Here is a 13,129-nt window from a genome sequence, read left to right as displayed (position 1 = left end):
CATCTACGCCCCCTCTTTGGGTGGGGGTGGGGTCAGTCGCGGATGCCCGCCGCCAAGCTCCCAAATAGTGTAATCGAGCGCAGCAATTTGCTCTTGATGAAGGCCCGGATCGGTTTGGGCGAGCTGTTCACGCAGCGAAGAAAGAGCCGCGATAGCATCCCTGGTGTCTTGGGATAGTGCTTCATATCGGTTGGCTTCCTGCTTGGCTTTCCAGCGGTCATAGGCGTCTCTCATTTCCAGATATGCGCCAACGCCCCATGAGCCTGCCTTACCGTAGTAGGCTGATTTGAAACGCCAATATGGGATCTGATCCTTGCGCTTCAGGTCATGATTGAAGGCTTTGAAAGCAGCATTGATCACAACGCCCGCTGAGCCTTTGCCTTGCGAAGGTTCTTCAACCCACTCCTTGCAGTCGAGTGCGGCACAACTCATTTTGACGCGCTCCTTTTCGGACGGGATTTGGTTTTGATTGGAGTCGATTGATTCCAGATTGGTCCACATTCGTTCCGGCCTTCCGTGCTTGATTGAACAAGCCGAGAAAGCGAACGGAGACAGACATGCAGGCCGACAACGACAATTTGCAGAGAGGCGTTGAAGGCTGTGAGAATTGGGAAACGCTGCATGAAGCAGCACAAAGAGTGGTGGAAGCGTGCGCGGTTGAACGGGCACACCTCCACCAAGGTGACCGGCCTATCGGGAGGGGCGCTAGCGCGACCGGTGGCGCTGACTGCGAACCAAATGGAAGGCGGGCAGATCATGCGCGCCTCTCAGGAAGGGAAAGCGTGGGGTCTACGAACTTTGGGCGTCGAATAACGCGCCTATAGCCACCTGCTGGAACTTGACTGCCTGCTGCGAAGGAATTGGCCCGCGTGGTCGTTTCGCGCGAGAAAGCCTTAGTAAGTGCCTTACGACTATCGCCCTCAGTCGGCTTGGCTGGCTTTGGGATGCTGTCTTGATTCCCGCCATGTCGAAGCGGAAAACGCTTATCGCCTCGCTTGCGTGCCTTGGTCACAAGGATGCGAGCGCGGCTTGCCATGCTTGGGATATCGAGAAAGGTGCATGCGTGATCCGTTCCGCGCACAAAGCTCCACACACCCGCCAACATCGCCAACAACTGATCGTCATTGACCTTTGGGAGATCAGCCACTTACCGCCTCCTTTTGTGGGGCGCGCTGCGATGCCAGCCATGCGAAGTCGATGCCTGAAACTCCTCGTTCCAGACTAACCTCGATCACCCCAGGCCAGTGTTCAGGAGCAATCGAATTGCGACGACGCATCTGCCGCGCTGCTTCATATCCGCAGCCGAGATCGTCAGCGAAAGCGCCAATTGTCGGCCAGATATCAATGAGAGACTTGATGTCCTTAGGAGTGCTCATAGCAATCCCGTACAATACGTACGACATTCAAGTCAATTAAATTCGTACACTATGAACGTCTTTTGTACGTTACGCACGTTTTATGGAAGAACCAAAAGATAGGCTTAAGGCGGCGCGTGAGCGGGCAGGATATGCCAGTCCAGCAGACGCAGCTCGACGCGTTCGGGTGATCAATCAGAACACCCTCACCAGCAATGAAAATGGCAACAGGCCGATCTCAAGGAAGATGGCCGAGGTGTATGCCCAGGTTTTTAACGTGTCGGCTGGGTGGCTGCTCTACGGCGAAGAAGCAAATTCGTCGCGAATGGCCATACCTTTGGTCTCCTGGGTTAGCGCAGGAGCGCTTACTGAGACCAACACCGTACTTCACGACGAGGATGCAATCCGGTTCGAGTACACATCAGAGCTCGATCCCGCAGGTGACTGGATCGCCCTTCGCGTTCAAGGTCGCTCGATGGACAAGATAAGCCCGGAAGACAGCATTATCTTTGTGAACCGCAAGGAAAAGATGTTGGTGCCCAATGGTTGCTATATCATCAGTGATGGCGACGGCGGTGCAACCTACAAGCGATATAGGCCACCCAATAAGTTTGAGCCTGTTAGCACCAAGCCTGAAGAGTTCGACACTCTCACCTTTGACCAGGGGCAAGAACCTGAGATCATTGGCCGTGTACGGAAAACGGTGCTGTCACTGTGATGAACGGCGTGACCTATAGCGTGTCGAGGGAAAGCTGATGTGTGGAAAGTGTGTGCTTTTCGCTTTGCTCGAACCCAATAAGAACGTAGGGTGAACGGGTCGAGGTGAATCAACACCCCGACCCAAAGATTGCTGGGCAACCTCAGTAGCAACTCGGTTATCGTCTATCGAGATGATGATGTCCAGCGTCTTTGGTCACCACCTTATGTGACTGATATGATAGGACAAAATCATGAAATATGGTGATTTGAGCACCACCCCTCAACAACTTACTTTAGATCTAGAAATTGCGGCAGAACGCGAAGTTGATGGCGTCGGCATGGGTGTGCTCACTGACGGCACGCCATTCTTGACGCTGCGTGGATTGGCTCGCCTGTGCGGCGTCGATCATTCGGTTGTCATCCGCACGTCTGCAGCTTGGCTCGATTCCCCTCTAAAACCGCGCGAACGCCGCATTAGAGAACTTGTACGTGAGCAAAACGCAGATGACAGTGCAGCATTTCTAGGTGTGCAAAAGAACGGGATTGTTCAACACGCCGTCCCTGCTGCCGTATGCATGGCCTTTTTGGAGTATTATGCGTTCGAAGGGCGCGGCGATAACGAGCAAGCTCTCAAAAGCTACCGAACCTTGGCGCGAAAAGGGTTCAGTGACTTCATCTATGCTCAGGTTGGTTACAATCCTGAGAACTCGGTGTCTGTGGCCTGGCGCCAGTTTCACGACAGAGTTTCACTCAACTTTGACACGGTTCCTGATGGCTACTTCAGTGTGTTTCGCGAAGTCGCCGGGCTAATGGTGACCCTGATAAATCAAGAGGCCGACCTTGGAGAGAAATTCATTCCTGATATCTCGGTCGGCTCATGTTGGGGGAAGCACTGGCGAGACAACAATCTGGATAATGTCTACGGTCCCCGACTGAAGTACGAACACTCCTACCCGGACTACTTCCCACAAGCAGAATCGAACCCCCAGCAGCCGTTCTGCTATCCTGACGAAGCACTTCCAGAGTTCCGTGAATGGCTGAAGAATGTGTACAACGTTTCCAAGTTGCCAGGGTATATGAATGGCAAGGTGCGCAGCGGGCACATCCCAGCTCCCAACGCAAAAGCTGCGTTGGAGGCCCTAAAACCCAAACAGATTGCACCCCTTAAGCATTAGCTGCGGCTAATCTCATTGTTTAACCCCGCCCTCACCCGGCGGGGCTTTTTGTGTGCGTGATTCTTGCGAATAGGGCTGTTTCGTAATCACGTCATACAAATTCGTACATTTCGTACTTGACGTGTATTCGTACATTTCGTACGTTTCACCCATCACCTAATCAGAGGTATGGGCAATGACCACTCTTCCCTTCACCTACAATCTAACCGCAGGCCACGTTGACCTGATCACTGATCTTGAATGCGAGATTGAGTGTGAGGTTGACCAAGACGCTGAGGGATATCCTCGCCTTGTCACCAACGCGATTACGTTCGTGAACTGGTGTGGCGAGCAGCGTGTGAACCCACTCAAAAGCGATAGCTCAGTGGTCAATCGACTTGGCTTTGATGCCATGAGCGCTGCTGAGAGCGATGATGATTTTCGCCAGCAAGCTTTCGATAACGCTGGCCTCTCCTTCACCGGCCTAAACGCCAATGACCCCGATGGTCGTTATGTGAGGGCTGCGTGATGAACCCCCACATCTTTCAATACCTATGCGCCTTTTGCGTTGTGATCCTCGCACCCTTTGGCGTGTGGGCTGGATACTACCTGTTTGGAGGGCTGCCGATATGAGCCTCACCGCACAAGCTGAAAAGCAGAAGAAAATCAGGACGGCTGAATTGCGCGAGCACTTTGGCAACCGCGATCCTCAACGCTTTGAAAAAGGGCAATGGTTCAAGAACCGCGCCGGTGACGTTGTCCGAATAGACGACCTATCCCCTCAGTCCATTTGGGGCACGCTTTGGAAGCAATACGCTTGCGGCAAGTGGGTCTGCTACGGCACGCGCTCCTGGGGTCGTGATGGCCGGTACTACCACCAGTGCGGGACCAGCCTCGAAGACCTCACACGTCGCATTCCAAAGCCCTCCTGGCTTGAAGGAGTGGCGGCATGACTGGCAACCACCTGGATCTTTGGGAAAAATTCGCTGACATCGACCCGAAGTTCACCAAAGAAATCAAAGGCAAGCCCTATAAAGGGACGTCGCCCAATCCGCATTATGTTGTTCGCTGCCTTACCGAGATGTTTGGGCCTGTCGGCCAAGGCTTTGGGTGGGAAGTGACAGGAGAAGGATTTCAGCCACTTGGCGAAGAAGTCCTTCACTGGTGCCGCATTCGCTTCTGGCATGGAGAGCATCCGGGTTTTGATGCCTATGGTCAAACCAAAGCACTTACCAAGACGCGGAATGGGCTCCAGTCGGACGAAGATGCTCCGAAAAAGTCACTGACTGACGCGATCACAAAGGCCGCTGCGCAAGTCGGCGTTGGTGCCAACATCTTCTTAGGGCGCTGGGATGACAGCAAATACGTTGCTGAAGTCAACCAAGCCTACCGCGATGCTGAAGGGCCACAAACGACCGGCACAGGACAACGCAAGCCTGATGGTCACAATCTTCCACCTGAAGAAATGGACCACCTCCAAGAGTATGTTTCTCTCGTCAAGCTCATCAAAAATCAGGCGACCGTTGCCAACCTAGAGGCGCTTGGCAAAACCGACCGCTTCAAAGCCTTCTGTGAGGTTGCGCCCATATCTGGTGACCACCTTCGAGGCGAATACCAGGCACAGAAGAAGGCATTGACGGAAGCCGAGTTGGCGAAGGCTGCCTGATGCCCACCAAGGTTGTCCGCACGGCTGACGATATCGACAAGCTTCATGGGCTGTTGATGCGCATGGAGGTGCCGCTGACGGTGTCCTATGCCAAGGGAGACGGGCGCTCAAAGGCCCAGAACGCCCTCGCCTTCCGTTGGTATCAAGATATTGCCGGACAGCTTGGGGATCGCACGCATGAAGACGTGCGGGCGCACTGTAAGCTTCATCACGGGATCCCAATAATGCGCCGGGACGATGAGGTCTACCGCACCGAATATGACCGCGTGTTCAAGCCTATGGCCTATGAGGCCAAGCTTCATGCAATCCGCGTCTTTGACCTCCCTGTGACCCGCAACATGCGCGTCAAGCAGATGGTCGAGTTTATGGATGCTGTGTCGCGTGAGTTTAGCGCCATTGGCGTGACGTTGACCGACCCTGAGGTGTTTGAACGGCAGCGAGGGTTTGGCTGATGCCCCGTGCTCATCATTTCACGCGAAAGATTATTCGACAGGCCAAAGAGCGCGCTGATGGCAAGTGTGAAAACCGTATGTGCGGCGCAGTGCTCAAGACTGGCGAAGGAGAAGCTGATCACATTTTGCCAGTCGAAATGGGCGGCGAAAGCACGCTGATCAATTGTCAGATCCTCTGTCGAGTTTGCCACAAGGCGAAGACCAAGAAGGACATTGGGCGCATTCGCAAGTCGGATAGGCAACGCGACAAGCATTCAGGCGCGTTCCAGCAGGGTCGCAAACGATCATCCTTCAAGAGCCAGGGCTTTACCCCTGCCCCACCACAGAACACGGCAAGCAAGCCCATTGAGAAATGGAGAGGTTTTTGATGACCGACATTACCATGAAGCTGATCTGCCCACGCGCACCGAACTTTATCCTTGTTGACGATATGCAGAAGCGGAAGCGCCAGGATGGAATTGTTGAATCGCCAAAGGTTCCTGTTTCCATGCTGACTGACGAGCAGAAAGACCAACTCGCAGCGGAGTGGCGATCTTCCCTGGATGCTGTCGCTGAACGGCAGAGAAAGGGTGAGTCATGAGCTTGCCCAAGCACATCACACCAATCGAGCCCGTAGCTTCTGAAGGCACGACGAGATGGATCGATAGGCAACACGGCGGTTCGCTGGCCCTTCCGGTTGTCGATGTGCCTGGTGGTCACCTCGTCGCCTTTGTGCCCTCCAAGAACGCTCTGAAGGCTCTGCGGCGCTATGGGTCAATACTTGTGCTCATGCGCGCTGACGATGGCTCGATAAGCCTTGCTGTCCATGAGAAAGCCGTGGAGAGCCAGCCATGACCCAACCACCAAAGGAACGGGAAGACGGCGGGCCTGCTTTTCCTCTGATAGTGCCTCTTAAGTTCAAAGGCGGTGTTCTAGTTGAGAACAACGTTTTCACAGGTCTAAGCCTGCGTGATTGGTTCGCAGGACAAGCATTAGCCGGGATTGCATCAATCTCAAACGAGGGCTTTTCATTGTCAGAGGTCGATTGCGCGGCTTGGGCCTATCAATACGCCGACGCCATGATTGCCGCCCGCTCCACCGTGAAGGAGGGGGAATAGGATGGGACACTATCGCAGCGAAATGGTCTCTCAATCCGATATTGAAGCTGAAGAGCGTCGGAAGTCTCTAGAAAAAGCTGACTTGGTTGCGGGCCTGGAGCAAGAGCTGAAGGGAAAGTCTTTAGCCGAGGTGCTTGCCCAGATGATCGATGATCGAGAGATTTGGAGCGGCGCCCGGCATTTCCGAAGCATTGGCAGGCAAGCCCGCGAGCGCATCCTCATCGCCCAACAGGAGGCCGACAATGAGTGATGCAGTGACGGTGACTGATGAAGCTTTGTGCGCATTGGTGGCTCGCATACCAGATCGCAACCCGGAGCGGCCCGCAGAAGACTATCTGCCGGCTCTAAGAGCCGCCTTCGCCACCCAACCCCAGGACCAGCGCCTTGCTGAGTTGGAGTTGTACAAGACAAGGGTCGTTGAGCTGTCCCTGGCTGTCCAAATCCTACAGTCCCAACTGAAAGCTCCACACGCCGAACGCGATCAATCTCTAGCTCGTGAAGAACAGTTGCGGGAGGACGCCGCTGCGTTGGTTGAAAAGCGGGGTCAGTCCAACACTGGTGTTGTCCATCCCTCAAGCTTGGCAGATGCAGCCGCTATACGCGCCTTGCCTCTCACCCCACCCCAAGCCCTATCAAAACGCGACGGGGAGGTGTTGGCTTTGACGGAGGCGCTGCGCTTCTACGTTGAGGAGTGGGACGAAGAAGATATCTCCTCACTGTCGGGCGACGGTGGCCCGCTAACGGCTGTCGTGCCTTCAGAAGACCTCTGCGAAGACCGAGGTGCTATCGCTCGCCAAACCCTCTCCTCCACCCAAGCAGCCCAAGACGCTGAAGAACGGATAGAGCAACGGACGTTGGCAAACGCGGACACGTTCCAAAACCGCGTGGCCCCATGGATGCAAGAGTGCTTTGGTCCAGAGATTTCAGCGGACATCACCGAACGCAATCACCGGTTCTTGGAAGAGGCTCTAGAGTTGGTTCAATCAACCGGATGCACAGCTTCAGAAGCCCATCAATTGGTGGATTACGTGTTCAATCGTGACATCGGGGACGTGAACCAAGAAATTGGTGGCGTCATGGTCACGCTTGCCGCGCTCTGCCTTGCCTCTGGCTTCAACATGCACCAGGAGGGCGAGACAGAGCTTAAGCGTATCTGGGGAAAGATCGAACAGATCAGGACCAAACAAGCCGCCAAGCCAGATCACTCACCGCTGCCAGGCTCCCTCTCAAGCAAGGGAGAAGGATGATGGAACAAGCGGTAAAAACTCACACGCTGAAAACCGTTGGCGACATCTGGGATCGCGTGGCCTCTGGCGAAAAGACCTTTGAAGTTCGACGCGACGACAGAGGCTTTCAGAAGGGCGATGTCGTCGTGCTTGAGCGATGGCACGTAAAAGGCGCGACAGGTGGCCTAAGAGCCGACATGGACGGCTCAGGGTACAGCGAAAAGCCCAAGGCGCTAACGTTCAAAATTGGTTTCGTTCTGTCAGGTGGTCAGTACGGCCTTGAACCTGGATACGTGGCTTTCTCGCTTCAGCCTGTGGACGCCGCCAATGGGTAGCCGTGTCCCTGCTGAGAGGCCCATGACAGAGGCTCAACTGCGCAAACGGGTCAAGTCGGCTTGTGAGGGAGCGCAGAAGGCCGGATTGCAAGTCTGGGGTGTGGAAGTCGGGGACGGCGGATCTGTACGCCTGGTTACCGCCCCTATTGGCGTTGACCGGCCAACCGAAACCGTGTCCCATCGCCAGCCCGATGCGCTGGATAAATGGGGCTCTCAGAATGTTGTCGCGTTTGATGGGCATTCATAAGCAAACACACACGCTCGCAGATGGAACCAAGCGGACCTACTACTACGCTTGGCGGGGAGGCCCACGCCTGCCGGACGATCCCGATAGCCCAGAGTTTCGGCGGGCCTTTGATGATGCTGTGGCCAGCAAATCTACGCCAGCTCGTGGTACGGTTGCTTGGCTGATTGGTGAGTTCACATCGCCCGACAATCCAGAATGGGCCGAACTCGCACCGCGCTCGAAAAAAGATCACTTGCAAAGCTTTGCGGTTATCAACACCGAGTTCGGTAAGACCACACTCAAACGCTGCCAGGAGCATGGTTCACGCACCAGCTTCATCAACTGGCGCAACTCCATGGCCAAGACGCCGCGCACAGCCGACAAGCGCATGGCCAGCCTTACGCGACTGTTTTCATGGGCGGTTGATAAAGAGATAATGGCGCGCAACCCTGTGGCTCGCCCCAAGCGCCTGTACAAGGGCCACAGGGCCGAGAAGATATGGTCTCCCCACGATCACCAAGCATTCGAGTTTGTAGCTTCCAGGGTGTTGCTGGACGCCAAGCTGCTTGCAGACGAGACCGGGCAGCGCCAAGGTGATCTGTTGGCATTAAAGTGGTCTGCTTACGATGGGCAGCGCCTGCGCTTCACCCAATCGAAGACAAAAGCGAAGGTTTCGATCCTGTGCGCCGATCATCTTAAGAAACGCCTTGATGAGTTGAAGCGGATCAACCAAGAACGTGAGCAACCCACCCTGACGATCCTGACCACGCAGCATGGCAAGCCTTGGCAGTCCGGGTTCGGCGCCTCATGGGGCAAGGCCAAACGAAAGGCGGGACTCGTCGACCGGACATTTCATGACTTGAGGGGGAGCTTCGTTGTCCGCTGTATCGCGAGCGGTCTGACATTAGAGCAGATCGCGCAAGTGACAGGCCACTCAATGGACGATCTGCGCACACTTGAACGTTATTATATGGGCCGCAACGAAGCGATTGCGGACTCGGTAATTCTGACAATCAATGGGGTTGGAACATGAACAAGGTGTATAATGCCCTGTATAATGGTCAGGGCCTTGACCAAGAAAATGTCTGTAAGTCATTGAAAACAATGGCAGGGGCAGCAGGGTTCGAACCCGCGACCTACGGTTTTGGAGACCGTCGCTCTACCAACTGAGCTATACCCCTAAAGCAATTTTCAGCAAAAGATACAGGCTTTTGCGTTCGCGAAATTGCAGAGAAAGAAGGCGTGAAGCATTTCGTCCGATCTCAAGATCGAAAGAAAGGCTCAGCGCCTCACGCGTTGATTACGCGGGCGCAGCATGCATTTCAAGAGTTAGTTTGTCTCGGCCACCGCTTCAAGCGCATCAACATCGGCACCCACGATAGCTGCCTCATTGGCTAAGATGGTTTCCATCGGCCAATCCCACCACGCCAGTGCGTTGATGCGGGCGATGGTTTCATCATCAAAGCGCATTTTTACCACCTCAGCGCGATTGCCTGCCACGATCGCATAGTCTGGCACGGTGCCGCTCACGACGGCCCCTGCCCCCACGATCACGCCATTGCCAATGGTTGCGCCAGGTAGGATTGTTGCGCCAGTCCCGATCCACACATCATGGCCAATCAGTGTGTCTCTCTTACCGGTTGGCATGCTGGGCCGGTCATAATCAATGCCGCCTTCCAAGCCATCGAAAACGGCGAAGGGATAGGTCGATATCCCATCCATGCGATGGTTGGCAGATGATGTGATGAACTGCACACCGTGCGCGATCTGACAAAAGCTGCCCAAAACCAACTTTTCTTTGTTTCCTCCGTAGAGGTAGGGCGCAAGGGCCATAGCCCAATTGTCCGGGACAGTGTGAGCAGACGCATAGGTGTAACGACCCACCTGCCATCTGGGATGATCAATCGCGGCCTGCAGGAACACGGTTCCCTGGTGGACCGATCCATCAGGAAGCGTAATGGGATGCAACGTATCGGGCGTTGGAAACGGCATTAAGCGGATCCCTCTCCGCCAGCCCGCGCCAGCGCTTGCTCCAGATCGTAGATCAGATCATCAGCATCCTCGATCCCGATCGACAGACGCAGCAGGCGTGGATGCACCGGGAACCCCTCGCCCGACACGGTCTTGCGGTGCTCAATAAGGCTCTCAACACCGCCCAGCGATGTCGCCGGATAAAAGACTTCAGTGAAGCGACAGACATCGATAGCGGTCTGCTCGCTCCCTTTGACGATGATCGACATCATACCGCCGAAAAGGCCGGTAGTTTGCCGTTTGGCGACCTCATGACCTGGGTCAGACGGCAGACCAGGATAGAGCACCGCTTCCAGCGCCGGATGACCCTCAAAGTGCTTGGCAATCGCTATGGCATTGGCGCTGGCTTTTTCCACCCGAAGGAACAAGGTCCGCATGCCGCGCACCAGCAACCAGGCATCGAAAGATTGCAGCACTGTGCCTTGGAGTTTGCGGATCAGCGCGATTTGCTCCCAGAAACCGCCCTCGCCGCCTGTTTCGCGTACCGAGAGCACACCAGCGGTGACATCGGAATGTCCGCCAAGATATTTGGTCGCGGAGTGGAAGGAGATATCGGCGCCGAAATCCAGCGCACGCGTGATGTTGGGCGGCGTCCCGGTACAATCGGTGATCAACTTGGCCCCTGCCCCATGCGCTATGTCGGAAGCGGCTTGGATATCCGTCACTTCCCAATTGGGGTTGTTGGGCGTTTCAGCCCAGACCAGCTGCGTCTTGCCGGGTTGAACGGCGCCAGCAAGCTCATCCAAATTGCCCGCCGTATAGCTGGAAAGCGTGATCCGGCCATTCGCTTCATAGGCGTGCAACTGCATCTTCACGCCGTGATACATCACCTCCGGCGCCACCACATGCGCGCCGGTTGGCAAACTCTCGATGACGGCGGTGGCCGCCGACATGCCCGAAGCAAAGAGTAGCGACTCTTTTGCGCCTTCCAACTCGGCGATCACCGCCTCGGCGTGCGCCGTCGTCTGGCTGCCATCGCGGCGATACCAATAGGGTTTGCGGATGTCATAATTCTCATCGCGCGCATAGGTCGCCGCTGGCTGGATGCCCGGCACAACGGCACCGGTTTCCTCTTCGACGAAATGTAACGCCTGCGCCACGCGCGTCGCCAAACTTGGCTTACGGTTGCTGGGGTCGGTCATGGAGTCCTTAAAAGGTTAGAAAGCGTAGAGCTCAACGCGGTAGCCGTCGGGGTCAAAAACCTGAACCCGAGTCGGTCCATGCTCCTGCCATTCGGCTTCGACAATCCCATCGTCTGAAAATCGCTGGCGCGCAACCAGCACTTCATCAACACCGTCACACTGAAAACCAAAATGCGTGGTGCGTGGCACATCAACCACAGGTGTGCCTTCGCTCAGCGCGAGCAGGCAACCGGACGCGTTGGCCAGGATGAGAAGGTGTTCATCCTCATGCACCCGCTGGGCCATGCCGAAGTAGCGCTCATAAAAGCGCGCTGAACGCTCACGATCAGCGACGGTTAAGGCAACGTGATTCAATTTCATGAGTAGTTCTCTATCAGCGCGCTTGTTCTACAAACGAAAACAGGCGACCCGAAGGCCGCCTGTCAGCACTATCAGAAGATAAAGGTCTACTCGACGTCTTACTCGACGATTTTGGAGACGACGCCGGCGCCGACGGTGCGGCCGCCTTCGCGGATGGCAAAGCGCAGCTTCTCTTCCATGGCGATCGGCACGATCAGATCAACATTGATCTCAACATTATCGCCTGGCATCACCATTTCCACGCCCTCTTTCAGCGTCACGATGCCGGTCACATCGGTCGTGCGGAAGTAGAACTGTGGGCGGTAGTTGGTGAAGAACGGCGTGTGACGGCCACCCTCTTCCTTCGTCAGGATGTAGGCTTCAGCCACAAACTTCGTGTGCGGCGTCACCGAGCCTGGCTTGCAGAGGATCTGGCCACGCTCAACATCTTCACGGCCAACACCACGCAGCAGCGCGCCAATGTTGTCGCCCGCTTCACCGCGATCAAGCAGCTTGCGGAACATCTCAACGCCCGTGCAGGTGGTTTTCTGCGTGTCACGGATGCCGACGATTTCAATCTCTTCGCCAACATTCACAACACCGCGTTCCACACGGCCGGTCACAACCGTACCGCGACCAGAGATCGAGAACACGTCTTCGATCGGCATCAGGAACGGCTGGTCCACCGGACGCTCAGGCTGTGGAATGTAGCTGTCCACATGCTCCATCAGCTCACGGATTTTGGTCTCACCGATTTCAGGTGTCTTGCCTTCCAGAGCGGCCAGAGCCGAACCGGCCACGATGGGGATATCATCGCCTGGGAACTCGTAAGACGACAGCAGCTCACGGATTTCCATTTCGACAAGCTCAAGCAGCTCTTCATCGTCGACCTGGTCAACCTTGTTCATGAACACCACCAGCGCTGGCACACCAACCTGGCGGGCAAGCAGAATGTGCTCGCGGGTCTGTGGCATCGGGCCATCAGCAGCTGAACACACCAGGATCGCGCCATCCATCTGCGCCGCACCGGTGATCATGTTCTTCACATAGTCAGCGTGGCCTGGGCAGTCGACGTGTGCGTAGTGACGGTTGGGTGTTTCATACTCAACGTGCGCCGTTGAGATGGTGATACCGCGGGCACGCTCTTCAGGTGCACCGTCAATCTCATCATAGGCTTTGAAGTCACCAAAATACTTCGTGATCGCCGCCGTCAACGTCGTCTTACCATGGTCAACGTGACCAATCGTGCCAACATTCACATGCGGCTTGTTACGCTCAAACTTCTCTTTCGCCATGGCGGGATATCCTTGTGTCTGTCTACTTTGGGCCGGTCAGCGGTTGTTCCGAAGGAACAGAGCCAACCAGAATGGCCCAACCGCGCGGCTGGGCGGTTCTCAGGGGGGCGTA

Annotated in this window: 22 protein-coding genes and 1 tRNA gene; 16 read left to right on the top strand and 7 right to left on the bottom strand. The window is 55.6% G+C overall.

Annotated elements, in window-relative coordinates; all coding sequences use genetic code 11:
* Window positions 1–3 precede the first annotated feature (3 nt).
* A complete protein-coding gene (locus ABWH92_RS12240; RefSeq protein ID WP_375568735.1) occupies window positions 4–432 on the bottom strand; it encodes a hypothetical protein in 429 nt (142 codons plus the stop codon).
* Between the two features lie 189 nt (window positions 433–621).
* On the opposite strand from ABWH92_RS12240, the gene ABWH92_RS12235 reads away from it, so the two are divergent.
* On the top strand, window positions 622–813 hold the full coding sequence (locus tag ABWH92_RS12235; protein ID WP_375568733.1) for a hypothetical protein: 192 nt from the start codon (window positions 622–624) through the stop codon (window positions 811–813).
* Between the two features lie 326 nt (window positions 814–1,139).
* Here the strand turns inward: ABWH92_RS12235 and ABWH92_RS12230 are convergent, their stop codons facing one another.
* Entirely contained in the window at window positions 1,140–1,376 is a 237-nt protein-coding gene (locus tag ABWH92_RS12230) for a hypothetical protein (RefSeq protein WP_375568731.1), read from the bottom strand.
* Window positions 1,377–1,542: 166 nt separating this feature from the next.
* On the opposite strand from ABWH92_RS12230, the gene ABWH92_RS12225 reads away from it, so the two are divergent.
* From ABWH92_RS12225 to ABWH92_RS12155, 15 genes are all read left to right on the top strand, one after another.
* Window positions 1,543–2,073, top strand: a complete 531-nt coding sequence (locus tag ABWH92_RS12225) for a S24 family peptidase (RefSeq protein WP_375568730.1) — start codon at window positions 1,543–1,545, stop codon at window positions 2,071–2,073.
* Between the two features lie 232 nt (window positions 2,074–2,305).
* On the top strand, window positions 2,306–3,229 hold the full coding sequence (locus ABWH92_RS12220) for a hypothetical protein (protein WP_375568728.1): 924 nt from the start codon (window positions 2,306–2,308) through the stop codon (window positions 3,227–3,229).
* Between the two features lie 175 nt (window positions 3,230–3,404).
* Window positions 3,405–3,737, top strand: a complete 333-nt coding sequence (locus ABWH92_RS12215; protein ID WP_375568726.1) for a hypothetical protein — start codon at window positions 3,405–3,407, stop codon at window positions 3,735–3,737.
* Between the two features lie 100 nt (window positions 3,738–3,837).
* Complete coding sequence (locus ABWH92_RS12210) at window positions 3,838–4,161, top strand: hypothetical protein (RefSeq protein ID WP_375568724.1); 324 nt, start codon at window positions 3,838–3,840, stop codon at window positions 4,159–4,161.
* Window positions 4,158–4,874, top strand: a complete 717-nt coding sequence (locus ABWH92_RS12205; protein ID WP_375568722.1) for a hypothetical protein — start codon at window positions 4,158–4,160, stop codon at window positions 4,872–4,874. The genes ABWH92_RS12210 and ABWH92_RS12205 overlap by 4 nt, the downstream gene beginning before the upstream one ends.
* Window positions 4,874–5,326: a hypothetical protein gene (locus ABWH92_RS12200; protein ID WP_375568721.1), complete on the top strand. Its 453-nt coding sequence runs from the start codon at window positions 4,874–4,876 to the stop codon at window positions 5,324–5,326. The genes ABWH92_RS12205 and ABWH92_RS12200 overlap by 1 nt, the downstream gene beginning before the upstream one ends.
* Complete coding sequence (locus ABWH92_RS12195) at window positions 5,326–5,694, top strand: HNH endonuclease (protein WP_375568719.1); 369 nt, start codon at window positions 5,326–5,328, stop codon at window positions 5,692–5,694. The genes ABWH92_RS12200 and ABWH92_RS12195 overlap by 1 nt, the downstream gene beginning before the upstream one ends.
* Complete coding sequence (locus tag ABWH92_RS12190; RefSeq protein WP_375568717.1) at window positions 5,694–5,906, top strand: hypothetical protein; 213 nt, start codon at window positions 5,694–5,696, stop codon at window positions 5,904–5,906. The genes ABWH92_RS12195 and ABWH92_RS12190 overlap by 1 nt, the downstream gene beginning before the upstream one ends.
* The gene (locus tag ABWH92_RS12185; RefSeq protein ID WP_375568715.1) at window positions 5,903–6,160 is read left to right on the top strand and encodes a hypothetical protein; all 258 of its coding nucleotides are present in this window, start codon (window positions 5,903–5,905) and stop codon (window positions 6,158–6,160) included. Before ABWH92_RS12190 ends, ABWH92_RS12185 begins: the two co-directional genes overlap by 4 nt.
* Window positions 6,157–6,423, top strand: a complete 267-nt coding sequence (locus ABWH92_RS12180; RefSeq protein ID WP_375568713.1) for a hypothetical protein — start codon at window positions 6,157–6,159, stop codon at window positions 6,421–6,423. The genes ABWH92_RS12185 and ABWH92_RS12180 overlap by 4 nt, the downstream gene beginning before the upstream one ends.
* Before the next feature lies 1 nt (window position 6,424).
* A complete protein-coding gene (locus ABWH92_RS12175) occupies window positions 6,425–6,673 on the top strand; it encodes a hypothetical protein (protein ID WP_375568711.1) in 249 nt (82 codons plus the stop codon).
* Window positions 6,666–7,670 carry a hypothetical protein gene (locus ABWH92_RS12170; protein WP_375568709.1) on the top strand — a complete coding sequence of 335 codons (1,005 nt, stop codon included), beginning with the start codon at window positions 6,666–6,668 and terminating at the stop codon, window positions 7,668–7,670. Before ABWH92_RS12175 ends, ABWH92_RS12170 begins: the two co-directional genes overlap by 8 nt.
* Window positions 7,667–7,984, top strand: a complete 318-nt coding sequence (locus ABWH92_RS12165; protein WP_375568707.1) for a DUF3850 domain-containing protein — start codon at window positions 7,667–7,669, stop codon at window positions 7,982–7,984. Before ABWH92_RS12170 ends, ABWH92_RS12165 begins: the two co-directional genes overlap by 4 nt.
* Before the next feature lie 22 nt (window positions 7,985–8,006).
* On the top strand, window positions 8,007–8,231 hold the full coding sequence (locus ABWH92_RS12160; protein WP_375568705.1) for a hypothetical protein: 225 nt from the start codon (window positions 8,007–8,009) through the stop codon (window positions 8,229–8,231).
* 232 nt (window positions 8,232–8,463) lie between these two features.
* Entirely contained in the window at window positions 8,464–9,243 is a 780-nt protein-coding gene (locus ABWH92_RS12155) for a tyrosine-type recombinase/integrase (protein WP_375568704.1), read from the top strand.
* Between the two features lie 72 nt (window positions 9,244–9,315).
* Here the strand turns inward: ABWH92_RS12155 and ABWH92_RS12150 are convergent.
* The 5 genes from ABWH92_RS12150 to tuf form a co-directional block, all read right to left on the bottom strand.
* Window positions 9,316–9,391, bottom strand: a tRNA-Trp gene (locus ABWH92_RS12150).
* Window positions 9,392–9,539: 148 nt separating this feature from the next.
* Window positions 9,540–10,202: a CatB-related O-acetyltransferase gene (locus ABWH92_RS12145; protein WP_375568702.1), complete on the bottom strand. Its 663-nt coding sequence runs from the start codon at window positions 10,200–10,202 to the stop codon at window positions 9,540–9,542.
* Window positions 10,202–11,383 (bottom strand): trans-sulfuration enzyme family protein, encoded by a 1,182-nt coding sequence (locus ABWH92_RS12140; RefSeq protein WP_375568700.1) that lies wholly within the window; start codon window positions 11,381–11,383, stop codon window positions 10,202–10,204. Before ABWH92_RS12140 ends, ABWH92_RS12145 begins: the two co-directional genes overlap by 1 nt.
* Before the next feature lie 15 nt (window positions 11,384–11,398).
* Window positions 11,399–11,743, bottom strand: coding sequence for a VOC family protein (locus ABWH92_RS12135; protein ID WP_375568698.1), 345 nt, complete (start codon window positions 11,741–11,743; stop codon window positions 11,399–11,401).
* A gap of 98 nt (window positions 11,744–11,841) precedes the next feature.
* Entirely contained in the window at window positions 11,842–13,017 is a 1,176-nt protein-coding gene (gene tuf / locus ABWH92_RS12130; RefSeq protein ID WP_375568696.1) for an elongation factor Tu, read from the bottom strand.
* Window positions 13,018–13,129: the final 112 nt, after the last annotated feature.

Origin of the sequence: Ahrensia marina (genome assembly GCF_042140245.1) — a bacterium.
GTDB lineage: Bacteria > Pseudomonadota > Alphaproteobacteria > Rhizobiales > MH13 > MH13.
This window is presented reverse-complemented; position numbering and strand designations above follow the sequence as displayed.